This is a genomic window from Pseudomonas sp. PONIH3 (assembly GCF_002934345.1).
GTDB classification, from domain to species: domain Bacteria; phylum Pseudomonadota; class Gammaproteobacteria; order Pseudomonadales; family Pseudomonadaceae; genus Aquipseudomonas; species Aquipseudomonas soli.
Genome location: NZ_CP026386.1, coordinates 4,970,913 through 4,993,812, shown reverse-complemented (window position 1 = coordinate 4,993,812; position 22,900 = coordinate 4,970,913). Strand labels below are relative to the sequence as shown.

The following is a 22,900-nucleotide window of genomic DNA, read 5'->3' as shown; positions in this document are numbered from 1 at the left end:
GCATTTGGTTTCAAGTTCGGAAATGTCCGACAGGAGATTTGGAGGACGGGGCGTTCATCGATAGGCGCCAAATCTCTATCGATATTCATCCCCATCGACACACTAATACAGACCAGTGGTATTGACCTGGTATTAAAGTGGTATTAATTTTCATCCCACAACAATACCGGACACCGCCCATGCGTCCTCTAACCGCTTTGCGCCCCGACGACACCAGTGCCACCCCGCTCTACCTGCAGCTGGCACGCAACCTGGAGCAGGCCATCCATGCCGGCCAGTGGACCGCCGACCAGGCGCTGCCCTCGGAGCGCACCCTCAGCGAAACCCTGGACATCTCCCGGGTCACAGCGCGCAAGGCCCTGGAAGTCCTGCTCGAACAAGGCCTGATCCAGCGCATCCAGGGCTCCGGCACCTTCATCACGCCACGCCTCGAACAACCCCTGTCGCGCCTGTCGAGCTTCAGCGAAATGCTGCGCATGAAAGGCTTCGTGCCCAGCTCGCAGTGGCTGGAGCGCAGCATCGGCACGCCGAGCAGCGACGAACTGATCCGCCTCGGCCTGTCGCCCACCGACCAGGTGGCCCACCTCAAGCGCCTGCGCAAGGCCGACGACATCGTCATGGCGGTGGAGGTCAGCACCCTGCCCGCCCGCCTGCTCGGCGACCCGCAGGCCATCGGCGATTCGCTGTACCAGCACCTCGACCAGCTCGGCCGCCCGGTGGTGCGCGCCCTGCAGCATATCCGCGCGATCAACGCCAGCGACGAACTGGCCGCCCAGGTGGGCATCGCACCCGGCACCGCCATGCTGCTGATGACCCGGATCGGCTACCTCGACGACAACACCGCCATCGAACTGACCGACACCTACTGCCGCAACGACTACTACGACTTCGTCGCCGAACTGCGACGCTGACCGGAGCCCCCATGGACATCGCCAACATCCTCACCCCCGACGGCTGGGTGCGCGGACAACTGCACCTCGAAAACGGCCGCATCCGGGCCATCGAGGGTACGCCGTGCGACCCGCAGACCAACGACCTGCCGTATCTGCTGCCCGGGTTCATCGACCTGCACGTGCACGGTGGTGGGGGCAGCGACATCATGCAGGGCGGCGACGCCTTCGCCACCATCGCCCGTACCCACCGGCGTTTCGGCACCACTTCGCTGCTGGCCACCACCATGACCGCGCCCCGCGAGGAGCTGACCCGCGTGCTCGCCGAACTGGGCGAGCACCTCAAGCAGCCGCGCCAGGGCGCGCGCATTCTCGGCGTTCATCTGGAAGGCCCATATATCAACCCCGGCAAGCTCGGCGCCCAGCCGAACTTCGCCCACCAGGCGCTGCTCGACGAAGTCGAGGAGTACCTGGCCCTGGCGCCGATCAAGGTCATCACCATCGCCCCGGAAATCGCCGGGCACCTGCCGCTGATCCAGGCCTTGAGCCAGCGCGGCATCCGCCTGCAGATCGGCCACACCCTGGGCAGCTACGAGGAAGGCGTGGCGGCCTTGGAGGCCGGCGCCAGCAGCTTCACCCACCTGTACAACGCCATGAGCCCGCTGCACCACCGCGAGCCGGGCATCGTTGGCGCGGCCCTGGCCCACGCCCGCTACGCCGAGCTGATCCCCGACCTGCTGCACGTGCACCCTGGGGCGATCAAGGTGGCCCTGCGCGCGATCCCGTGCCTGTACTGCGTCACCGACTCCACCGCCGCCGCCGGCATGCCCGACGGCGAATACCGCCTGGGCAGCCACACCGTGACCAAGTGCCTGGGCGGCGTGCGCCTGCCCGACGGCACCCTGGCCGGCAGCACCCTGACCATGGACCAGGCCCTGCGCAACCTGGTGAAGATCGGCCTGCCCCTGGCCGAGGCCTCCGCGCGCCTGTCCCGCTACCCCGCCGATTACCTCGGCATCGCCGACCGTGGCCGCCTGCAACCGGGCGCCTGGGCCGACACGGTGCTGCTCGATCGCCAACTGAACCTGACCGCCGTGATGGTCGAAGGAGAAACCGCATGAGCTCAAGGATGCTCGAAGAAGCTCGTAGCTGCGCCGATGTCGTCGAACGACAGAACCAGGTACTGGACCCGCGCCTGGAAACCCTGAGCGAACAACTGCGCCGGCTCGACCCGCAGGTGGCGCTGACCGTGGCCCGGGGCAGTTCGGACCACGCCGCCAGTTACTTCGCCTATGTCGCCATGCAGCAGCTCGGCCTGCCAGTGGCCTCGCTGCCGATGTCGGTGGTGACCTTGCAGCAGGCGCCGCTGCGGGTACGCGGCCAGGTGGCGCTGGGCTTCTCGCAGTCGGGGCAGAGCCCGGACCTGGTCGACAGCCTGCGTCGCCTGAACCAGTGCGGCGCGACTACCGTATCGCTGGTCAATGCGGAGGGCTCGCCGCTGGAACAGGCCTGCCAGCATCACTTGCCGCTGGGCGCCGGCCCCGAACTATCGGTGGCGGCGACCAAGAGCTTCGTCGCCACCCTGAGCGCCAGCGCCCGCCTGGTCGCCCATTGGGGCCAGGACCGCGCCCTGCTGGCAGCCGGGCTTGCCCTGCCCGCGCAATTGCGTGAAGCCGCCGCCCAGGATTGGAGCCCGGCCCTCGATACCTTGCGCGATGCCGAACGGCTGATGGTGATCGGCCGTGGCGCCGGCTTTGCCATCGCCCAGGAAGCGGCCCTCAAGCTCAAGGAAACCTCGGTGATCCAGGCCGAGGCCTTCAGCAGCGCCGAGGTGCGCCACGGCCCCATGGCGCTGATCGACGCCCAGTACCCGCTGCTGGTGTTCGCCCCGCGCGGCGTCGAGCAGGCGGGCCTGCTGCAACTGGCCGCCGACATGCGCCAGCGCGGCGCCCATGTGCTGCTGGCGGCGCCGGCCGATATCGCCGGGCGCGACCTCACCCTGAGCTGCGCCGAACACCCGGCCCTGGACCCGCTGCTGGCGATCCAGAGCTTCTACGTCATGGCCGCGGCCCTGGCCGAGGCCCGTGGCCTCGACCCCGACCAGCCGCGCCACCTGAGCAAAGTGACCTGCACGCAGTGAAGCCGCGAGGAACAGCGCATGCCCGACAATAACAAGATCATCCTCCATGCCCCGCTCGCCGGGCCGCTGGTGCCGCTGGAGCAGGTGCCGGACCCGGTGTTCAGCAGCGCCACCCTCGGTGACGGCGTCGCCATCGACCCACTCAACGACGTGCTGCACGCCCCGTGTGCCGGCGAGGTGGTGCAACTGGCCCGCACCGGTCACGCGCTGACCCTGCGCGCGGCCAACGGTGCGGAAATCCTCCTGCATATCGGTGTCGACACCGTGCAACTGCAGGGCCGTGGCTTCTCGCCATTGGTGGCGCTGGGCGACCAAGTCCGCCAAGGCCAGCCGCTGGTGCGCTTCGACATGGACCTGGTGGCGCAGCACTGTGTCAGCCTGGTCACCGTGATGCTGATCAGCAATGGCCCTGGCTTTGGCCTGAGGCGACTGGAGGCAGGCACTGCGCAGCTGGGCGCGGCGCTACTGGAGGTCGAGGCCACAGGTCACGAAGCGCAGGCCCGGCCGGTCAGCGATGAAAGCGCGCGCGGTCACGCCCGGGTCGCTCATCACGGCGGCCTGCACGCCCGCCCCGCTGCCTTGCTGCGCCAGACTGCGCAAGGTTTCCAGAGCCATGCCGTGCTGCGCTTCGCCGAGCGCGAGGCCGACCTCGACAGCCTGGTGGCGGTCATGGGCCTGGGCGTTGGCGAAGGTGCCGAAGTCGAACTGATCTGCACCGGGCCAGACAGCCAGGCCGCGCTGCTGGCGTTGACCGCCGCCGTGCAGACAGCCTCGGTCGGTGAGCGCCATGCCGCGCACGCGCCGACCAGCACCGCCATGCCCAAGCCCGCTGCCGGGCCCGGCATGCTTACCGGTGTCTGCGCCGCCCCCGGGCTGGCCCAAGGGCCACTGGCCCGGCTGGACGGGGTCAGCCTGCCGCCCGATAACGGCGACAACGATCCCGCCGCACAGCACCAGGCGTTGAACTCGGCCTTGGCCGAAGTGCGCCACGCCATTGACCGTGATTGGCGCCACCTGCCGCGCGGCCAGGAGGACGCGGCCGCGATCCTCGAGGCCCACCTGGCCTTGCTCGACGATCCGGCCCTGCTCGGCGACGCCCGCCAGCATATCGCCAACGGCGTCGCCGCCAGCCATGCCTGGAGCCGTGCCATCGATGCCCAGTGCCAGATCCTGCGCAGCCTGGGCAACCCGTTGCTGGCCGAGCGCGCCAACGACCTGTACGACCTGCAACAGCGCGTGCTGCGCGCTTTGCTTGGTGAAACCCGGCAACTGCGCCTGCCGCCCTCGGCCATTGTCGTCGCCCATGAACTGACGCCCTCCGACCTGCTGCTACTGGCCCGCCACGAGGTCGCCGGGCTGTGCATGGCCGCCGGCGGCGCCACCTCGCACGTCGCCATCCTTGCCCGCGCCCGCGGCCTGCCGTGCCTGGTGGCCGTGGGCGAAGCGCTGCTGGAGCTGCCCGCCGGCACGCCGCTGGTGCTGGACGCCGACCAGGGCCGCCTGGAAACCGAGGCTGATGCGCAGCGCCTGGCCGAGGTGCAGCGTCATGTGCAACAGCGCCACGAAACCCGCCAACGCCAGCGGGCCGCCGCCCAGCAAAGCGCCCGCACCCGCGATGGCCAAGTGATCGAGGTTGCCGCCAACGTCGCCAGTGCCGAGGAAGCCGCCGAGGCCTTGGCCCAAGGTGCCGACGGCATCGGCCTGCTGCGCAGCGAGTTCCTGTTCATCGACCGCCCCACCGCGCCGGACGAGGCCGAGCAGCGCAGCGCCTACCAGGCCGTGCTCGATGCCATGGCCGAACGCCCGGTGATCATCCGTACCATCGATGTGGGCGGCGACAAGCAGCTCGACTACCTGCCCCTGCCGGCCGAGGCCAACCCGGTGCTGGGCCTGCGCGGCATCCGCCTGGGCCAGGTGCGCCCGGAACTGCTCGACCAGCAGTTGCGCGCGTTGCTGCAAGTCAGCCCGCAACAGCGTTGCCGGATCATGCTGCCGATGGTGACCGAAGTCGACGAGCTGATCGCCATCCGCCAGCGCCTGGACCGGCTGGCCGGCGAGCTGGGCATCGGGCAACGCGCCGAGCTGGGGGTGATGATCGAGGTGCCCGCCGCGGCGCTGCTCGCCGAGCGCCTGGCCGAACATGCCGATTTCTTCTCCATCGGCACCAACGACTTGTCCCAGTACACCCTGGCCATGGACCGCGACCACGCCGGGCTGGCTGCGCGGGTGGATGCCTTGCACCCCGCCCTGCTGCGCCTGATCGAGCTGACCTGCCAGGGCGCGGCGAAGCACGGGCGCTGGGTTGGCGTGTGCGGTGCGCTGGCCTCCGACCCGCTGGCCACGCCGGTGCTGATAGGGCTGGGGGTGGCCGAGCTGTCGGTCAGCGCGCCGCAGATCGGTGAGATCAAGGCGCAGGTGCGCCAGCTCGATGCCGCCGCCTGCCGCCGCTTCAGCCAAGGCCTGCTGGGCTTGTCCAGCGCCGCCGCAGTGCGCCAGGCCTGCCGCGACTTCACCGCCCAGTCCCACGCCCAACCGGCCGCCGCCGCGGCCCTACAACAATAATCGGAGCGCACCATGTACCAGCACTTCATCCAGGGCCTGCAACGGCTCGGCCGCGCCTTGATGCTGCCCATCGCCATCCTGCCCATCGCCGGCCTGCTGCTACGCCTGGGCGACACCGACCTGCTCGACATCGCCCTGGTGCATGACGCAGGGCAAGCGATTTTCGCCAACCTGGCGCTGATCTTCGCCGTCGGCATCGCCGTGGGCTTCGCCCGCGACAACAACGGCACCGCCGGCCTGGCCGGAGCCATCGGCTACCTGGTGCTGGTGGCGACGCTGAAGGTGATCGACCCGAAGATCGACATGGGCATGCTCGCCGGGATCATCTGTGGTCTGCTCGGCGGTGGCCTGTACAACCGCTTCAAGGACATCCAGCTGCCGGACTACCTGGCGTTCTTCGGCGGCCGGCGCTTCGTGCCGATTGCCACCGGGGTGTCGGCGGTGTTCCTCGGGCTGCTGTTCGGCCTGGTCTGGCCGCCGATCCAGGACGGCATCAACAGCCTCGGCCAACTGATGCTGGAGAGCGGCAGCATCGGCGCGTTCTTCTTCGGTGTGCTCAACCGCCTGCTGATCATCACCGGCCTGCACCACATCCTCAACAACCTGGTGTGGTTCGTCTTCGGCAGCTTCCAGGCGGCCAGCGGCCAGGTGGTCACCGGCGACCTGGCGCGCTTCTTCGCCGGCGACCCGAACGCCGGGCAGTTCATGGCCGGCATGTTCCCGGTGATGATCTTCGGCCTGCCCGCCGCGTGCCTGGCCATGTATCGCCACGCCCTGCCGGCCCGGCGCAAGCTGATCGGTGGCGTGCTGCTGTCGATGGCGCTGACCTCGGCGCTGACCGGGGTGACCGAGCCGATCGAGTTCGCCTTCATGTTCCTCGCGCCGCTGCTGTACCTGATCCACGCGCTGCTCACCGGAGTGTCCATGGCGGTCTGCGACCTGCTGGGCATCCGCCTGGGCTTCACCTTCTCCGGCGGCGCCATCGACATGGCCCTGGGCTGGGGGCGCTCCAGCAATGGTTGGCTGGTGTTCCCTGTAGGCCTGCTGTATGCGGTGGTCTACTACTTCGTGTTCGACTTCTGTATCCGCCGCTTCGACCTCAAGACGCCGGGACGCGAGGAGCAACCCGGCAACGAAGCGGCGGCCGGGGCGGAGGTGCCCAGGGCCCGGCGCTATATCGACGCACTGGGCGGCGCGGCCAACCTGCAAGGGGTGGACGCCTGCACCACGCGCCTGCGCCTGGTACTTGCCGATCGCGGCCTGGCCCAAGACCAGGCCTTGAAAGCCCTCGGCGCCATGGCGGTGGTACGGCCTGGCAGCGGCGGCAGCCTCCAAGTGGTGGTGGGGCCGATGGCCGATGCGCTGGCCGATGAGATCCGTGGTGAACTACCCCATGCGCGGGTGACGGCAGCGGTGGCCGAGAAGGCCGCCGTGGTCACCGAGACGGTCGTCGTGGATGAATGGCTGCAGGCCCTGGGCGGGCGCGACAATCTGCTGGAAGCGCAGTGCGTGGCCTCGAGCCGGGTGCGGGTGCAAGTCAGGGATGAGAGCAAGGTGGAACAGGATCACCTGGCCGCCTTGGGATGCCTGGGAGTGAGTCTGCAGGCGGGTGGCGTCTGGCATCTGCTGGTGGGTGGCAAGGCGCCTGCGCTGGGCGCCGCCTTGCAAGGCTGAAAAGCATCGCGGGGCAAGCGCGCTCCCACGAATTTGCTTCGTGAGAGCGCGCTTGCCCCGCGATGTCATTCAACGCTTTCCTAGAAATCGGCCAGCGGCCAGACATCATAGGCAGGCGTTTCATACGGGTGGCTCTGCTTGAGCGCAGCGACCACCTGGGCGATAAGCGCATCAGCCACCACCAGCTCCACCTTCCATTCCTCGACCACCTCGACCTGACCGGTCTGCCCGAGGTACGGCTGGCTGCCGTGCAACGGGCGGAACTGGCCCTGGCCGAGGGTCTGCCAGGCGCAGTGGTCATAGTCGCCAATGCGCCCGCCACCGGCGGCGAACACAGCGGCCTTGACCACTTCGACATGGCTGTCGGGGACGAAGAAGGCGAGCTTGTACACGCCTTAGTTCACCCACACCCGCGCGTTACGGAACATGCGCATCAGGGCCGCGTCTTCCTGCCACTCATCCGGGCGCCAGGAGTTCTGCACGGCGCGGAACATACGCTCCGGGTGCGGCATCATGATGGTCACGCGACCGTCGCGGCTGGTCAGGCCGGTGATCCCGCGCGGCGAACCGTTCGGGTTGGCCGGGTAGGCTTCGGTGACCTTGCCGTGGTTGTCGACGTAGCGCAGGGCCACGCAACCGGACAGGTCGGCTTCCAGCAGTGCCTCTTCGCTGGCGAATTCGGCATGGCCTTCACCGTGGGCGATGGCGATCGGCATGCGCGAACCGGCCATGCCCTGCAGGAAGATCGAGTTGGACTTCTGCACCTCGACCATGGCCACACGGGCTTCGAACTGCTCCGAGCGGTTGCGCACGAAGTGCGGCCAGTACTCGGTGCCCGGGATCAGCTCGTGCAGGTTGGACATCATCTGGCAACCGTTGCACACGCCCAGGGCGAAGCTGTCGGTACGCTCGAAGAAGGCCTGGAAGGCATCGCGGGCACGGGCGTTGAAGAGCGCCGACTTGGCCCAGCCCTCACCGGCACCGAGCACGTCGCCGTAGGAGAAGCCGCCGCAGGCCACCAGGCCCTTGAACGCTTCGAAATCGACACGACCAGACAGGATGTCGCTCATATGCACGTCGACGGCGGCGAAGCCGGCGCGGTCGAAGGCCGCGGCCATCTCGACCTGGCCGTTGACGCCCTGTTCGCGCAGGATCGCCACTTGCGGGCGCACGCCCTTCTTGATGTACGGCGCGGCGATGTCTTCGTTGACGTCGTAGCCGAGCTTGACCGACAGGCCTGGGTTGTCTTCCTCGAGCAGCGCGTCGAACTCCTGGTCGGCGCAGTCGGCGTTGTCGCGCAGGCGCTGGACCTGGTAGCTGGTCTCGGCCCACTGGCGCTGCAGCAGGCGACGGTCGCCCTTGAACAGCTCTTCGCCTTCGAACTTGATCAGCACTTCACCGTTGTTGATCGGCTGGCCGATCACCGCGACGCAATCTTCGCCCAGGCCTGCGGCGCTGAACTGCGCCAGCACATCCGGCGTGGCGTCCTGACGGACCTGGATCACCGCGCCCAGCTCTTCGTTGAAGAGGATGGCGGCGACTTTCTCGCGCTTGCTGGTCAGGTTGCCCAGTTCCAGCTCCAGGCCACAGTGGCCGGCGAAGGCCATTTCCAGCACGGTGGTCAGCAGGCCACCGTCGGAACGGTCGTGGTAGGCCAGCAGGTGGCCGTCTTCGTTCAGGCCCTGGATAACGGCAAAGAACGCCTTGAGGTCTTCGGCGTCGTCGACGTCCGGCGCCTGGGCGGCCAGCTTGCCGTGGGTCTGCGCCAGGATCGAGGCGCCCATTCGGTTCTTGCCACGGCCCAGGTCGATCAGGATCAGGTCGGTCTCGCCCTTGTCCATGCGCAGCTGCGGGGTCAGGGTCTTCCGGATGTCGGTGACCGGGGCGAAGCCGGTGATGATCAGCGACATCGGCGAGGTGACGCTCTTCTGCTCGCCGGCTTCGCTCCACTGCGTCTTCATCGACATCGAGTCTTTACCCACCGGAATGGTGATGCCCAGCTCCGGGCACAGCTCCATGCCGACGGCCTTGACGGTGTCGTACAGGCGGGCGTCTTCGCCCGGGTGGCCGGCGGCGGACATCCAGTTGGCCGACAGCTTGATGTCGGACAGCTTCTCGATGCGCGAGGCGGCCAGGTTGGTCAGGGTCTCGCCGATCGCCATGCGCCCGGACGCCGGGGCGTCGAGCAGGGCCAGCGGGGTACGCTCGCCCATGGCCATGGCTTCACCGGTGTAGACGTCGAAGCTGGTGGCGGTGACGGCGCAGTCGGCCACCGGAACCTGCCACGGGCCGACCATCTGGTCGCGGGCCACGAGGCCGGTAATGGTGCGGTCGCCAATGGTGATCAGGAAGCTCTTGCTGGCCACGGCCGGGTGACGCAGCACGCGCTCGACCGAGTCCTTGAGTTCCAGGGTGCTCGGGTCGAACTCATCGCCCAGCTCCGCTTCGCGGGTGACCGAGCGGTGCATGCGCGGCGGCTTGCCCAGCAGCACGTCCAGCGGCATGTCCACCGGGGTGTTGTCGAAGTGGCTGTCGGTAACGGTCAGGTGTTTCTCTTCGGTGGCCTCGCCGACCACCGCGAACGGGCAACGCTCGCGCTCGCAGATGGCCTGGAAGCGCTCGAAGTCCTCGGCGCTGACCGCCAGCACGTAGCGCTCCTGCGATTCGTTGGACCAGATCTCGTGCGGGGCCATGCCCGGCTCGTCGTTGGGCACGTTGCGCAGTTCGAAGCGGCCACCGCGGCCACCGTCGTTGACCAGCTCGGGGAAGGCGTTGGAAATGCCGCCAGCGCCGACGTCGTGGATGAAGGCGATGGGGTTCTTGTCACCCAGCTGCCAGCAGCGGTCGATGACCTCCTGGCAACGGCGTTCCATTTCCGGGTTCTCGCGCTGCACCGAGGCGAAGTCCAGGTCGGCGGAGCTGGCGCCAGTGGCAACCGACGAAGCGGCGCCGCCACCCAGGCCGATCAGCATGGCCGGGCCGCCAAGCACGATCAGCTTGGCGCCGACGGTGATCTCGCCCTTCTGCACATGGTCTTCACGGATGTTGCCCATGCCGCCGGCGAGCATGATCGGCTTGTGGTAGCCACGGACTTCCTCGCCGTGCGGGGTGTTGATGCCCTGCTCGAAGGTACGGAAGTAGCCGGTCAGGGCCGGGCGACCGAATTCGTTGTTGAACGCGGCGCCGCCCAGCGGGCCTTCGATCATGATGTCGAGGGCGTCGACGATGCGCTCGGGCTTGCCGTACGGCTTTTCCCAAGGCTGCTCGAAACCGGGGATGCGCAGGTTGGAAACGGTGAAACCGGTCAGCCCGGCCTTGGGCTTGGCACCACGGCCGGTGGCGCCTTCGTCGCGGATTTCGCCGCCGGAGCCGGTGGAGGCGCCGGAGAACGGGGCGATGGCGGTCGGGTGGTTGTGCGTCTCGACCTTCATCAGGATGTGTACCGGCTCCTGCACCGCGCCGTACTGGCGGGTCTCAGGGTTCGGGAAGAAGCGCCCGGCCACCGAACCGACGATCACCGAGGCGTTGTCCTTGTAGGCCGACAGCACGCCTTCGCTGTGCATCTGGTAGGTGTTCTTGATCATGCCGAACAGGCTCTTCTCCTGCGCCTGGCCGTCGATGTCCCAGCTGGCGTTGAAGATCTTGTGGCGGCAGTGCTCGGAGTTGGCCTGGGCGAACATCATCAGTTCGATGTCGTTCGGGTTGCGCGCAAGGCCCTGGAAGGCGGCGACCAGGTAGTCGATCTCGTCTTCGGCCAGGGCCAGGCCCAGGTCGATGTTGGCCTGGGCCAGGGCGGCGCGGCCACCGGCCAGGATGTCGACCGAGGTCATCGGCTTGGGCTGGGCGTGGCTGAACAGGTCGGCGGCGTCTTCCAGCTTGCCCAGCACGCGCTGGGTCATGCGGTCGTGCAGCTCGGCGGCGATGGCCTGGGCGTCGGCGTCATTGATATTGCCGGCTACGTAGTAGGCGATGCCGCGCTCCAGGCGCTGGATCGACTGCAGGCCGCAGTTGTGGGCGATGTCGCTGGCCTTGGATGCCCAGGGCGAGATGGTGCCCAGGCGCGGCACGACCAGGAACAGGCGGCCACTCGGCTCCTGTACCGGCACGCTCGGGCCGTACTTGAGCAGACGGCCCAGCACCTGCTGCTGGTCGGCGGTCAGCTCGCCGTCGACGTCGGCGAAGTGGGCGAATTCGGCATACAAACCAGTAACAGCGGGGACTTTCTGGCTCAGTTGCTCGAGTAATTTACCGTGGCGAAAGGCAGAAAGGGCAGGAGCGCCGCGCAGGATCAACATCGTCGGGACAGCCTCAGGAAGGGGTGTGCTTGGAGGCCGTGCATTCTAGCCTAATTCGCAGGCTTTCGGCACCCGCTCTAAGCCAATGCTGCCGGGCGGTGGAACCGGACCCAGGGGTCAAAAAATCACCCCTTGCGCCACTCCCGTCACAGCGCCTGCTACCAGACAAGCCACCTATTGTCGAGATATGGCGCCGGCAGTCCTTTGCGTATACTGCACCCTATGTTCGCCCACACTGCTTTGCGCCAGCGTTGCGCCAAATGGCTCTTCGCAACCGGACTCTTCCTGATGCTCGGTGCCTGCGTTGAAAAACCCAGCACCCTCGAGCGCGTCAAGGAGGATGGCGTATTGCGCGTGATTACCCGCAACAGCCCGGCCACCTACTTCCAGGACCGCAACGGCGAAACCGGTTTCGAGTACGAACTGGTCAAGCGCTTCGCCGATGACCTGGGGGTAAAACTCGAGATCGAGACCGCCGACAACCTCGACCAATTGTTCGACCAGTTGGGCAAACCCTCCGGCCCGGTGCTGGCCGCCGCCGGCCTGGTCAGCAGCGAGCGACGCGCCAGCCAGGCGAAGTTCTCCCACCCTTATCTCGAGGTGACCCCGCAGGTCATCTACCGCAACGGCCGCTCGCGCCCGACCAATGCCAAGGGCCTGGTGGGCAAGAAGATCATGGTGCTCAAGGGCAGCAGCCACGCCGACCAGCTGGCCGAGCTGAAAAAGCAGTATCCGGGGCTGGAATATGAAGAATCCGACGCCGTCGAAGTGGTCGACCTGCTGCGCATGGTCGACGAAGGCCAGATCGACCTGACCCTGGTCGACTCCAACGAACTGGCCATGAACCAGGTCTACTTCCCCAACGTGCGCGTGGCCTTCGACCTGGGCGACACCCGTGACCAGCGCTGGGCGGTGGCCGCCGGCGAAGACAACAGCCTGCTCAACGAGATCAACGAGTTTCTCGACAAGTCGCAGAAGAACGGCACGCTTCAACGCCTGAAGGACCGTTACTACGGCCATGTCGATGTGCTGGGCTACGTCGGCGCCTACACCTTCGCCCAGCACCTGCAGCAACGCCTGCCCAAGTACGAGAAACACTTCAAGACCAGCTCCAAGGTCGAACAGGTGGACTGGCGGCTGCTGGCCGCGATCGGCTACCAGGAATCGATGTGGCAGCCGGAGGTCACCTCCAAGACCGGTGTGCGCGGCCTGATGATGCTGACCCAGCGCACCGCCCAGGCCATGGGCGTGTCCAACCGCCTGGACCCCCGGCAGAGCATCCAGGGCGGCGCCAAGTACTTCATGCTGGTCAAGGACCAGCTCGACGACAGCATCAAGGAGCCGGACCGCACCTGGTTCGCCCTGGCGGCCTACAACGTCGGCAGCGGCCACCTGGAAGACGCCCGCACCCTGGCCAAGCGCGAAGGCCTGAACCCGAACAAGTGGCTGGACGTGAAGAAGATGCTGCCGCGCCTGTCGCAGAAGCAGTGGTACAGCAAGACCAAGTACGGTTATGCCCGGGGCGGTGAGCCGGTGCATTTCGTCGCCAACATCCGCCGCTACTACGACATCCTCACCTGGGTCACGCAACCGCAGCTCGAAGGCCAGGTGGCCGAGGGCAACCTGCATGTGCCTGCGGTGAACAAGGACAAGCCAGCGGAGCAAGCGGCGCCGATGTGAGTCTTCAAGACCACTTCACCGGCAAGCCAGCTCCCTTGATCGCCCTTCTAAAGCCGAGCGCCATCCTGTGGGAGCTGGCTTGCCAGCGATGAGGCCGGCGCAGGTTAGCCCTTGGCCCGCCGAGCCTTGAAAAACTCGCTGAGTATCGCGCCGCATTCCTCGGCCAGCACCCCGCCCTCGTACATCACCCGATGATTGAGAAAGCTCTGGGTGAAGAACTGCCCCTGGCTCTGCACGATCCCTGCCTTGGGCTCCAGCGCGCCGTAGACCACCCGCGCCACCCGCGAATGGACGATCAGCCCCGCGCACATGCTGCACGGCTCCAGCGTCACGTACAGGGTGCTGCCCGGCAGGCGGTAGTTGCTGGCGGACTTGGCCGCAGCGCGGATCGCCACCATCTCGGCATGGGCGCTGGGGTCGCTGTCGAGGATCGGCCGGTTGAAGCCCTGGCCGAGCACCTGGCCGTGCTGCACCAGCACCGCGCCCACCGGCACCTCGCCCAGGGCCGCGCCCTGGGCCGCCAGTTCCAGGGCCAGGCGCATGAATTCCTGATCGCGGCTGCGATCGATGATCTGCGGACGCATCAGACCACCGCGATCGCGGCCATCAGGCCGGTTTCCATGTGGTCGATGACATGGCAGTGGAACATCCAGGTGCCTGGGTTATCCGCCACCAGCGCCACCTGCGCCCGCTCGTTCTTGCCCAGCAGGTAAGTGTCGGTGAACCACGGCTCGACGATCTTGCGCCGATTGGAAGCGATCACCTTGAAACTCATGCCGTGCAGGTGGATCGGATGCTGGTACTGGGTCATGTTCTTCAGCTCGAGGATATAGCTCTTGCCCTTCTGCAGCGTGGCGATGGGCCGGTCGGCGCACGTCTTGTCGGTGATGTCCCAGGCCTGGCCGTTGATCTGCCACAGGCTCGGCGGCTTGCCGTTCTCGGTATTCACCGAAACCTTGCCGACCCACTCGAAATTGAAGTTGAGCTTCTCGGCATTCTCCAGGTCCGGCTCGGCAACCGGGTTCGGCGGCAGCGCCTTGGGCCAGTCGCCGGGAGCGTCGCTGCTGGCCACCGAGCGCAAGGTGCCCAGGCGCACGAAGCCATCACGCAACGAGACCTCCTCGCCCGCCTCGGGTATGCGGATCGCCAGGCAGATGCGCATGCCGGGGCCAAGCCAGTACTCCTCGTCCAGCGGGCGCGGGGTGATCGGGTTGCCATCGAGGGCGTAGATCATCGCCTCGCAGTTGCCCTTGAGGTTCAGGCGGTAGGTCCAGGTGTTGTCCAGGTTCAACAGACGCACCCGTACCACCTGCCCGGCCGGCAGCTCGGTGACCGACTCGGCCTGGCCATTGATGGTGATCAGCCGCCCGGCAGTGCCGTTGCGCGCCGCCTCGCGGGGGATGCTGAACGGCAGCCAGGCACCCTGCTCGTCCACGTGCCAGTTCTTCAGGCTCAGCGTGCGCTCGTGCTTGAAACCGGTCGGTTCGCGCTCTTCGACGATCAGCGGGCCGACCAGCCCGCGCCCCAGTTCCTCGGAGCTGCTCACATGTGGGTGGTACCAGTAGCTGCCGGCATCCGGCACACGGAACTTGTAGTCGAAATATTCGCCGGGCTTGACCGGCAATTGCGACACGTACGGCACGCCGTCCATTTCCAGCGGCAGGCGGATACCGTGCCAATGGATGGTGGTCTCGACGGGTAGATGGTTGATGAAGCGCACCCGCAACCAGGTACCCTGGCGCACCCGCAACTCAGTGCCCGGCGCCGACGGGCCGAAGGCCCAGGCCTCGGTCTTGAAGCCCGGCACCAGCTCGACATCCAGCGGTGCGGCGATCAGCTCGTAGTCGTGCCCGGCGTTGTCGTCCTCGACCTTGCCCAGCCAGTAACGCGCCGCGCCACCGGCGCCCAGGCCTACCACTACAAGGCCGGTCAGGCCCTTGAGCATTTGTCGACGGGTGAAGGACATTGGTGCGGGTACCTCGTGTTCTGCGCAATCAAGCTGCCAGCATGGCTGGCGATGAAGGGCGAATACGATACACCTGCAATTGGGAAATATTAAGTGAAGTCTCTTTGGATGCTGCCCGCAGCCTTGCTATCACAAGTGCTGCCTGGAGCCAGACAAAGGTCATTGAACCACTGCTGGTCATCAGCGGACGGCACGCGCAAGGCGGCCTGCAGCAATTGTGGGTCGAGCAGGATATCCAGGTTGTTCAGGCGCGTGGCGAGGTCGGGGTGCGTATCGAATGGATGGGTAGTGGCCAGCCCCAGCACTTCCTCGCCCAGTTGCAACGGCGTGCCTTGCAGGTGCGCCGCCAGCGCCCGCAAAAGGTTGCTGCCACCGTGGGCGACCAACAAGCCGTCGATCACCCGCCCCAGGGCAATCACCCGTAACAGCGCCTGTACGAACAGCTTCGGGCCAGCGACCTCGGCACCTGCCCGATCAGCCAGCAATTCCTGTGCACGCCCCCAGTGATGAACCGCAAGCTGAAAATGGTGCAAGAACTGCCCGGCCAGCCACAAGGTGGGCCGAACCACCCAGCGCGGAGCATCCTCGTCGCCGACCATGGCCGAATAATGCGCGCACATCAGGCTGAAACGCGCACTGGTTTCGCTGCCCCGCTCCGTATCACGGCGCCTGAAGTGGCCCAGTTCGTGACCGATGACCGAGGCCGCCTCTGCCTGGCTCAAGGCGGCCAGGCAAGGTAGAGGCAGATACAACGTACGCCCCCTGAGGACCTGCCCACCGGGCTGCAGCAGGATCGGAACGCTGGTGACGAAAAAACCCTGGTCAAGGCCGACCACGATATGGTCCGGGACAGGCGCGTGCAGTTGTGTTGCCAAGGTCTCGATCCACTGCCACACCGCTGGCGTCGCCTGCCTGCCTAGCGGGCGGGCGAGAAATCTGGCGGTCGGAGACTGCATCAGCGGCCAGTGCCGACGCATTCGCCAGACCTGGCGAACACACACAACCAGGACTGAGGCCAGCGGCAGCACCACGACCAGCACCGTCATGCCGCCCTGCGCTGCGCGGCTTGCTCCGGAACTGGCCTCATAGAGCAGCAACAGGCACAGCGAACCGGCAAGCATGACCATGTAGAGACTCAAGCAACAGCCCAAGGCCTGCCAGTTGGCCATCATGCGTTCATACAGGTAGGCCGCAGAGCGCAGCGCCCGCCAGGCAGCCAACTTCAGCTTGAGCCAGGCCCAGAGGCCTGCCAGCAGAGCGGCCACTGCCAGCCAGCAGCTCACACTGGCCATCACCTTGCGTACGCTTACCCAAAGACGATCCGCATCGAGCAGGTCCAGTTGACGCTGCAGGGCCTGCCGCGGATCGACATGCCTGGCAAGCTCCTTGCGGGCTTCCCACGGCAATTGGCGTAGCAACGTCTCATTGGGGGCAGCCAGCCATTGCCGTATGGTCAGGGCCTGATCCTGCGCCGTGTCAGCCCGCCAGTACTGCACTTTACCCCAGCCAAACAGCACCAGAGGCAACAGCAGCAGGATCAGGCCCCAACCGAAGCGCTTCATTGCCCCAGAGCGCCAATGGTCACGTTCAGGCTCATCTGGCCGCTTCACCCAGACGCGCCACACCCGGAAACAGCTGCGCCAACGTACGCCTGGCCTGGGCCGCTTGCACATAGGCATAAAGCAGATCCACCAGTTCCTGCAGGCCAAGGCGGCGCCCGGCTACGACGGGCGTGCACAACCACAGCCTGACGCGCAAGCCGCCCGCGACGACCACCGCGTCAGGTGAGGCCAGCGCCCTGAAACAGGCCGGTGCCAGCACTGGTGCATGGCTGAACGCCGACACGGTAAAGATCAGCCGGGTAGTGAAGTAACCCTGCTCGACCTCGAAGCCGTCGAAGGAGTCCAGTGGGGTCGGCGCCTGCGCGTTGGCGAAGCACAGGGTATCTGGTGTCACGCTCAGCACCCGCTTGCCGTGCCGTCGGTATAGCACGACGGCACAGGCCAGCCCCGCCACCCCGACGCCGGCCAGGCCGAGGCCGAAACCAGACATCAGCCAGATGACACCGCTGCTGGCACCGGGACTGAACCGCACCGCCAGAGTGGTCAGCCATATGCCCAGCGCGCCGAACAACAGGCCAATCACGGCACATGCCAGCGCCTTGCCGAGCGAATGCTCCAGCAGTACGAAGCTATCGGTGGGGCCATCAGCCTGAGCCTGCAGGTACGCGAGGTGGGCTTCGCGTTCGCCGTTATCCATCGTTCTGCAACAGATCCAGTTGCCGTTGCGCATGTGCCGCATCGCGGTAGGCTGCCAGCAGCGCGAGCACTTCCTCGTTCCCCAGCTTGCGTCCGTTGCTGGCCAGGCCTGCGGACATGATGCGGATCTGCGGCCGCGGCTTCTTCAACACCATGGCCTGGTTACCGAAGAACTGCAGTTTCACCACATGATGCTTTGGCAGGACGGCTTCGCTGGTCATTTCCAGCGTCTGTACCATGACCAGCCCTTCATCCTTGACCGAAACGTCCTCCACTTCCGCCAGGTCTACCGGTGCATCCAGCGTATCGACGAACAACTGCCGGCGGGTCAAGCGCATGAAGACCTGGGTACCGGCATTACGGTGTTGCCAGGTCACCGCTGCTGCGATCAAGGTGATGAAGACACCTGCTGCAACCGCCCCCAAGCGTTCCGGATTGAAGGTCACGGCCGTGATAATCAGTGCACCCAGCAACAATACTGGCCCCCAGATCCGGTAACGCCGGGAGTTGGTGAACTCGCTCTGCTCGGGCACGCGCTCGATTACCTGCTTGAGCTCAGCGATCACTCGGTCGCGCTGGGCGGCACGGCTTTGCTCGTAGTCCTGGCCCAGCGAGCCAGACAGTTCGGAGAGCGGGTCGTTGAACTCGCTCATGATCATTGCGCCTCCGTGTTCTGTGCTGCCAGATAATCGGTAAGGAACGCCTGGGCATTGCCCTCACGCGACAGCCCTTCCGAATAGCCGACCTGCTGTGTCTGCGCCTCACCCGGCAGGTTCAACTCGCCGCCCCAGTTGCCCTGGATGATCAGCACCACGTACTTCTTGCCGTCCACGGTGGTGGAGTAGCGGGTGTCCTTGCTGGTCTTCTCCACCTGCATTTTCTGGATGCGCATGTTCCAGTCGTGATCGATGCCTTCGATTTGTACCAGCGCTTCGTTGGCGGCACGTTCACCGATACGCAGCGTCCACACCTTGGTCCCTTGCGCCCCCATGTAGGCAACTACCTGGTCGGCCACTTCCGGCCGTTGTTCAGCGTGAACCTGGCCCAGCCACAGGGCGAACGCAGCCACCACCAGGGCTGTCCATTTGCGATAAGCGAGCATGTCTTCTCCATCCTGAATCGAAACAAACGCCCATTGAAATAAGCCTGGCCCGACTAGCCAACCCCGCTGACCGGCTTGCACAACAGACAGCACCCTACGCACAACGGCTGTCGCTGAAAATGTGCACGCGTTACCATTCGCGGCCATGCCGCCCTCAGCCAAGGATGCCAAGCGCACATGCGATCGATCAGCCCCTACCTCGACACCGACTTTTCATTCGATAGCCCCGGGTCACTCGCTGATGCTGGTGTACTGGATGCGAGCAGCGCGCGAGTGATGGGTAGCGCGACCGGCCACTATCGGGCGCAGACGGTACACAGCGGGTTGCAATACTTCGATTGCAACCTGCAGTTTCCAGAGCCGCTGAGGATCGACAAGGTGCTGCCGCAAAGCCTGTGCATCGTGCAGGTGTTCGACGGGGCGTGGCAGCACACGGTGGACGGAAGGCTCAACAGTTATGCCCCTGGCCAGTTGCACATGCTGAGCCTGGGTGAAAGCCTGGAGGCGCAGGACCAACTGCCCGCCAACAGTCATGCCCGCATGGCCGGAGTACGTATTGCCGGCGATTACCTGCAAGAGCTGGCCCGGGAGGACGCGCAGCTCAAGCCCCTGTTGGCACTTGTCGCCGACGGCATGCGCTTCGACCAGCTACCGCAGTGTCCAGCGGTGAGCCGCCTGTTCCGGCAGCTGTATCTGTCACCCTATACCGGCGGACTCAGGCGCCTGCATTGCGAGAGCCTGAGCTTGGCCATCTTGCTGGAACTGGCCAGCCACCTGATCGGGCACAGATCCGCCGAGAAGAGTCAAGACCGGGGGCGCCGCGACCTGGCCATTGAAACGCGCCGCCAGCTCGATGAAAACCTGAACGCACCGCCCACTGCTGCCGCACTCGCTCGCCAGCTGGGGGTGAGCGAGACCACCTTGCGCCGCGCTTTCAGCCACGAATACGGTCGGTCGCTCTTGCAGTATGTTCGGCAACAGAGAATGGAGCTGGCCCGCGCCCTGCTGCTGGAGCGTCGCTGGCAGGTATCGCAGGTTGCCTATCATGTCGGCTACGCCAACCCGGCCAATTTCTGCCATGCCTACAAGGCGTATTTTGGGCATTCTCCCGGGGCTGAGTAGGGTTCAGCCCCCCCAAAAAAACGGGCCTGCAATGCAGGCCCGTTTCATTCAACCGCGACTCGGGATCATTCCCACTCGATGGTCGCTGGCGGCTTGCTCGACACGTCATAGGTGACGCGGGAGATACCGTCGATTTCGTTGATGATACGGCCGCTGACGGTTTCCAGCAGCTCGTACGGCAGGTGCGCCCAGCGCGCGGTCATGAAGTCCACGGTCTCGACGGCACGCAGGGCCACGACCCAGGCGTAGCGACGGCCGTCGCCGACGACGCCGACCGACTTGACCGGCTGGAACACCACGAACGCCTGGCTGGTCTTGTGGTACCAGTCGGCCTTGCGCAGTTCTTCGATGAAGATGTGGTCGGCGCGACGCAGGATGTCGGCGTATTCCTTCTTCACTTCACCGAGGATACGCACGCCCAGGCCTGGGCCCGGGAACGGGTGGCGGTAGACCATGTCGTACGGCAGGCCCAGTTCCAGGCCGATCTTGCGCACTTCGTCCTTGAACAGCTCACGCAGTGGCTCGACCAGCTTGAGATTCATTTCCTCCGGCAGGCCACCGACGTTGTGGTGCGACTTGATCACGTGAGCCTTGCCGCTCTTGGCGCCGGCCGACTCGATCACGTCGGGGTAGATGGTGCCCTGGGCGAGGAACTGGATGTTCTCCAGCTTGCTGGCCTCGGCATCGAACACGTCAATGAAGGTGCGGCCGATGATCTTGCGCTTCTTCTCAGGGTCGGCTTCGCCTTGCAGGTTGTCGAGGAACTGCTTCTCGGCATCGGCGCGGATCACCTTGACGCCCATGTTCTCCTTGAACATGGCCATCACCTGGTCGCCTTCGTGCAGGCGCAGCAGGCCGTTGTCGACGAACACGCAGGTCAGCTGGTCGCCGATGGCGCGGTGCAGCAGCGCGGCAACAACCGAGCTGTCGACGCCGCCGGACAGGCCCAGCAGAACGTTGGCCGAACCAACCTGTGCACGTACCTGGGCAATGGCGTCCTCGACGATGTTCGAAGCGGTCCACAGGGCTTCACAGCCGCAGATGTCCTGGACGAAGCGCGACAGGATACGGCCGCCTTGCTTGGTGTGGGTCACTTCCGGGTGGAACTGCACGCCGTAGTAGCCCAGGGCATCGTCGTACATGCCGGCGATCGGGCAGCTCGGGGTGCTGGCCAGCACGCTGAAGTTGCCTGGCATCTGGGTGACCTTGTCGCCGTGGCTCATCCACACGTCCAGGCCCAGCACGCCGTCATCGTCGACATGGTCTTCGATGCCGTCGAGCAGGCGGCTCTTGCCGACCACGTCGACGCGGGCGTAGCCGAACTCGCGCAGGTCGGAACCTTCGACCTTGCCGCCCATCTGCTCGGCCATGGTCTGCATGCCGTAGCAGATGCCCAGCACCGGGACCTTCAGGTCGAACACGGCCTGCGGCGCGCGCGGGCTGTTGGCCTCGTGGACCGACTCGGGGCCACCGGCCAGGATGATGCCGCGCGGGTTGAATTCGCGGATCGCTTCATCGTCCATGTCGAACGGGTGCAGCTCGCAATACACACCGATCTCGCGCACGCGGCGGGCGATCAGCTGGGTGTACTGGGAACCGAAATCGAGGATCAGGATACGGTGAGCGTGAATGTCGAGGGCCATGACTCAATCTCGTCAGTGGAAATCGGAAACGACGCGGGGCTGTGTATGACAGCCCCGTTCGGTAATTGCTGGAAGCCTCAGCCTACGCGGTAGTTAGGGGCTTCCTTGGTGATCTGCACGTCATGCACGTGGGACTCGGCCATGCCGGCACCGGTGATGCGCACGAACTCCGGCTTGGTACGCATCTCTTCGATGGTCGCGCTGCCGGTGTAGCCCATGGACGAACGCAGGCCGCCCATCAGCTGGTGGATGATCGCGGCCAGGGCGCCTTTGTACGGCACGCGACCTTCGATACCTTCCGGCACCAGCTTCTCGGCGCCGGCCGAGGAGTCCTGGAAGTAACGGTCGGACGAGCCTTGCGCCTGCGCCATGGCACCCAGCGAGCCCATGCCACGGTAGGCCTTGTAGGAACGACCCTGGAACAGTTCGACTTCACCCGGTGCTTCTTCGGTACCGGCGAACATCGAACCCATCATCACGCAGGAAGCACCGGCGACGATGGCCTTGGACAGGTCACCCGAGAAACGGATGCCGCCGTCGGCGATCAGTGGCACGCCAGTGCCTTCCAGTGCGGCGGCGACGTTGGCGATGGCGCTGATCTGCGGCACGCCGACACCGGCGACGATACGGGTGGTGCAGATCGAGCCTGGGCCGATACCGACCTTGACCGCGTCGGCACCGGCTTCGGCCAGGGCCTTGGCGGCAGCGCCAGTGGCGATGTTGCCGCCGATCACCTGCACTTGCGGGTAGGTCTCTTTCACCCAGCGAACGCGGTCGATCACGCCTTTGGAGTGACCGTGGGCGGTGTCGACGACAACCACGTCAACGCCGGCGGCTACCAGGGCGGCAACACGCTCGCCGGTGTCCTTGCCGGTGCCGACCGCGGCGCCCACGCGCAGACGACCCTGGTCGTCCTTGCTGGCCAGCGGGTAGGCCTTGGCTTTCTCGATGTCCTTGACGGTCATCATGCCCTTGAGGGCGAACTTGTCGTCGACGATCAGGACTTTTTCCAGGCGGTGCTTGTGCAGCAGCTCGCGGACTTCGTTCTTGTCGGCGCCTTCGCGGACGGTGACCAGACGCTCTTTGGGGGTCATCACGTCGCGGACCTTGGCGTCCAGGCGGGTTTCGAAGCGCACGTCGCGGGAAGTGACGATGCCGACCAGGTCACCGTTTTCCAGCACCGGAACACCGGAGATGTTGTTCAAGCGGGTCAGGTCGAACAGGTCGCGCACGGTGGCGTCGGCGTCGATGGTGATCGGGTCCTTGACCACGCCAGCCTCGAACTTCTTGACCTTGCGTACTTCGCCGGCCTGCTGCTCGATGGTCATGTTCTTGTGGATGATGCCGATGCCGCCTTCCTGGGCCATGGCGATGGCCAGGCGCGCTTCGGTCACGGTATCCATGGCGGCGGAGACCAGGGGAATGTTCAGCTCGATGCCACGAGTCAAACGGGTCTTGAGACTGACTTCATTGGGCAGTACCTCGGAGTAGCCAGGTACAAGGAGGATATCGTCGAAGGTCAGGGCTTCTTGGCTGATACGCAGCATCGCGGGGGCTCCCGGGAGGGA

General features: G+C 65.9%; 17 protein-coding genes. 7 read left to right on the top strand and 10 right to left on the bottom strand.

Going from position 1 to position 22,900, the window contains the following annotated elements; genetic code table 11:
* Positions 1 to 179: 179 nt before the first annotated feature.
* The 5 genes from C3F42_RS23155 to nagE are packed head-to-tail and all read left to right on the top strand — an operon-like array spanning position 180 to position 7,266.
* Positions 180 to 911 (top strand): GntR family transcriptional regulator, encoded by a 732-nt coding sequence (locus tag C3F42_RS23155; RefSeq protein ID WP_038706720.1) that lies wholly within the window; start codon positions 180 to 182, stop codon positions 909 to 911.
* Positions 912 to 922: 11 nt separating this feature from the next.
* Complete coding sequence (nagA, locus tag C3F42_RS23150; RefSeq protein WP_104444960.1) at positions 923 to 2,011, top strand: N-acetylglucosamine-6-phosphate deacetylase; 1,089 nt, start codon at positions 923 to 925, stop codon at positions 2,009 to 2,011.
* Positions 2,008 to 3,030 (top strand): SIS domain-containing protein, encoded by a 1,023-nt coding sequence (locus tag C3F42_RS23145; protein WP_038706722.1) that lies wholly within the window; start codon positions 2,008 to 2,010, stop codon positions 3,028 to 3,030. The genes nagA and C3F42_RS23145 overlap by 4 nt, the downstream gene beginning before the upstream one ends.
* Before the next feature lie 18 nt (positions 3,031 to 3,048).
* Complete coding sequence (gene ptsP / locus C3F42_RS23140; RefSeq protein WP_094011675.1) at positions 3,049 to 5,592, top strand: phosphoenolpyruvate--protein phosphotransferase; 2,544 nt, start codon at positions 3,049 to 3,051, stop codon at positions 5,590 to 5,592.
* A 12-nt stretch (positions 5,593 to 5,604) separates the two neighbouring features.
* The gene (gene nagE, locus C3F42_RS23135; RefSeq protein WP_094011676.1) at positions 5,605 to 7,266 is read left to right on the top strand and encodes an N-acetylglucosamine-specific PTS transporter subunit IIBC; all 1,662 of its coding nucleotides are present in this window, start codon (positions 5,605 to 5,607) and stop codon (positions 7,264 to 7,266) included.
* A gap of 80 nt (positions 7,267 to 7,346) precedes the next feature.
* Here the strand turns inward: nagE and C3F42_RS23130 are convergent, their stop codons facing one another.
* Positions 7,347 to 7,658: an NGG1p interacting factor NIF3 gene (locus C3F42_RS23130; protein ID WP_104444959.1), complete on the bottom strand. Its 312-nt coding sequence runs from the start codon at positions 7,656 to 7,658 to the stop codon at positions 7,347 to 7,349.
* A gap of 3 nt (positions 7,659 to 7,661) precedes the next feature.
* Positions 7,662 to 11,561: a phosphoribosylformylglycinamidine synthase gene (purL, locus tag C3F42_RS23125; RefSeq protein ID WP_038706725.1), complete on the bottom strand. Its 3,900-nt coding sequence runs from the start codon at positions 11,559 to 11,561 to the stop codon at positions 7,662 to 7,664.
* Positions 11,562 to 11,783: 222 nt separating this feature from the next.
* Here purL and mltF point away from each other — a divergent pair, with 222 nt between their 5' ends.
* On the top strand, positions 11,784 to 13,241 hold the full coding sequence (gene mltF, locus C3F42_RS23120) for a membrane-bound lytic murein transglycosylase MltF (protein ID WP_023631723.1): 1,458 nt from the start codon (positions 11,784 to 11,786) through the stop codon (positions 13,239 to 13,241).
* A gap of 104 nt (positions 13,242 to 13,345) precedes the next feature.
* Here the strand turns inward: mltF and tadA are convergent, their stop codons facing one another.
* The 6 genes from tadA to C3F42_RS23090 all read right to left on the bottom strand — a co-directional run bounded on the left by tadA (position 13,346) and on the right by C3F42_RS23090 (position 18,567).
* Positions 13,346 to 13,825 carry a tRNA adenosine(34) deaminase TadA gene (gene tadA / locus C3F42_RS23115; protein ID WP_038706726.1) on the bottom strand — a complete coding sequence of 160 codons (480 nt, stop codon included), beginning with the start codon at positions 13,823 to 13,825 and terminating at the stop codon, positions 13,346 to 13,348.
* On the bottom strand, positions 13,825 to 15,207 hold the full coding sequence (locus C3F42_RS23110; RefSeq protein WP_046854334.1) for a multicopper oxidase family protein: 1,383 nt from the start codon (positions 15,205 to 15,207) through the stop codon (positions 13,825 to 13,827). The genes tadA and C3F42_RS23110 overlap by 1 nt, the downstream gene beginning before the upstream one ends.
* 89 nt (positions 15,208 to 15,296) lie before the next feature.
* The gene (locus C3F42_RS23105; protein ID WP_094011679.1) at positions 15,297 to 16,769 is read right to left on the bottom strand and encodes a M48 family metallopeptidase; all 1,473 of its coding nucleotides are present in this window, start codon (positions 16,767 to 16,769) and stop codon (positions 15,297 to 15,299) included.
* 31 nt (positions 16,770 to 16,800) lie between these two features.
* Entirely contained in the window at positions 16,801 to 17,499 is a 699-nt protein-coding gene (locus C3F42_RS23100) for a hypothetical protein (RefSeq protein WP_256586224.1), read from the bottom strand.
* The gene (locus C3F42_RS23095) at positions 17,459 to 18,118 is read right to left on the bottom strand and encodes a hypothetical protein (RefSeq protein WP_104445333.1); all 660 of its coding nucleotides are present in this window, start codon (positions 18,116 to 18,118) and stop codon (positions 17,459 to 17,461) included. The genes C3F42_RS23100 and C3F42_RS23095 overlap by 41 nt, the downstream gene beginning before the upstream one ends.
* Before the next feature lie 2 nt (positions 18,119 to 18,120).
* Positions 18,121 to 18,567, bottom strand: a complete 447-nt coding sequence (locus tag C3F42_RS23090; RefSeq protein ID WP_094011681.1) for a hypothetical protein — start codon at positions 18,565 to 18,567, stop codon at positions 18,121 to 18,123.
* A 177-nt stretch (positions 18,568 to 18,744) separates the two neighbouring features.
* Here C3F42_RS23090 and C3F42_RS23085 point away from each other — a divergent pair, with 177 nt between their 5' ends.
* On the top strand, positions 18,745 to 19,689 hold the full coding sequence (locus tag C3F42_RS23085; protein ID WP_050704159.1) for a helix-turn-helix transcriptional regulator: 945 nt from the start codon (positions 18,745 to 18,747) through the stop codon (positions 19,687 to 19,689).
* Positions 19,690 to 19,754: 65 nt separating this feature from the next.
* Here the strand turns inward: C3F42_RS23085 and guaA are convergent, their stop codons facing one another.
* A complete protein-coding gene (guaA, locus tag C3F42_RS23080) occupies positions 19,755 to 21,332 on the bottom strand; it encodes a glutamine-hydrolyzing GMP synthase (RefSeq protein WP_038706730.1) in 1,578 nt (525 codons plus the stop codon).
* Positions 21,333 to 21,409: 77 nt separating this feature from the next.
* Positions 21,410 to 22,879, bottom strand: a complete 1,470-nt coding sequence (gene guaB, locus C3F42_RS23075) for an IMP dehydrogenase (RefSeq protein WP_023628475.1) — start codon at positions 22,877 to 22,879, stop codon at positions 21,410 to 21,412.
* Between the last annotated feature and the right edge of the window lie 21 nt (positions 22,880 to 22,900).

Excerpts from the sequence above, each read along its gene's own strand:
- C3F42_RS23155 (WP_038706720.1), top strand. The coding sequence starts at position 180 with ATGCGTCCTCTAACCGCTTTGCGCCCCGACGACACCAGTGCCACCCCG.
- nagA (WP_104444960.1), top strand. The coding sequence starts at position 923 with ATGGACATCGCCAACATCCTCACCCCCGACGGCTGGGTGCGCGGACAA.
- C3F42_RS23145 (WP_038706722.1), top strand. The coding sequence starts at position 2,008 with ATGAGCTCAAGGATGCTCGAAGAAGCTCGTAGCTGCGCCGATGTCGTC.
- ptsP (WP_094011675.1), top strand. The coding sequence starts at position 3,049 with ATGCCCGACAATAACAAGATCATCCTCCATGCCCCGCTCGCCGGGCCG.
- nagE (WP_094011676.1), top strand. The coding sequence starts at position 5,605 with ATGTACCAGCACTTCATCCAGGGCCTGCAACGGCTCGGCCGCGCCTTG.
- purL (WP_038706725.1), bottom strand. The coding sequence starts at position 11,561 with ATGTTGATCCTGCGCGGCGCTCCTGCCCTTTCTGCCTTTCGCCACGGT.
- mltF (WP_023631723.1), top strand. The coding sequence starts at position 11,784 with ATGTTCGCCCACACTGCTTTGCGCCAGCGTTGCGCCAAATGGCTCTTC.
- tadA (WP_038706726.1), bottom strand. The coding sequence starts at position 13,825 with ATGCGTCCGCAGATCATCGATCGCAGCCGCGATCAGGAATTCATGCGC.
- C3F42_RS23110 (WP_046854334.1), bottom strand. The coding sequence starts at position 15,207 with ATGTCCTTCACCCGTCGACAAATGCTCAAGGGCCTGACCGGCCTTGTA.
- C3F42_RS23105 (WP_094011679.1), bottom strand. The coding sequence starts at position 16,769 with ATGAAGCGCTTCGGTTGGGGCCTGATCCTGCTGCTGTTGCCTCTGGTG.
- C3F42_RS23100 (WP_256586224.1), bottom strand. The coding sequence starts at position 17,499 with ATGCGCAACGGCAACTGGATCTGTTGCAGAACGATGGATAACGGCGAA.
- C3F42_RS23095 (WP_104445333.1), bottom strand. The coding sequence starts at position 18,118 with ATGAGCGAGTTCAACGACCCGCTCTCCGAACTGTCTGGCTCGCTGGGC.
- C3F42_RS23090 (WP_094011681.1), bottom strand. The coding sequence starts at position 18,567 with ATGCTCGCTTATCGCAAATGGACAGCCCTGGTGGTGGCTGCGTTCGCC.
- C3F42_RS23085 (WP_050704159.1), top strand. The coding sequence starts at position 18,745 with ATGCGATCGATCAGCCCCTACCTCGACACCGACTTTTCATTCGATAGC.
- guaA (WP_038706730.1), bottom strand. The coding sequence starts at position 21,332 with ATGGCCCTCGACATTCACGCTCACCGTATCCTGATCCTCGATTTCGGT.
- guaB (WP_023628475.1), bottom strand. The coding sequence starts at position 22,879 with ATGCTGCGTATCAGCCAAGAAGCCCTGACCTTCGACGATATCCTCCTT.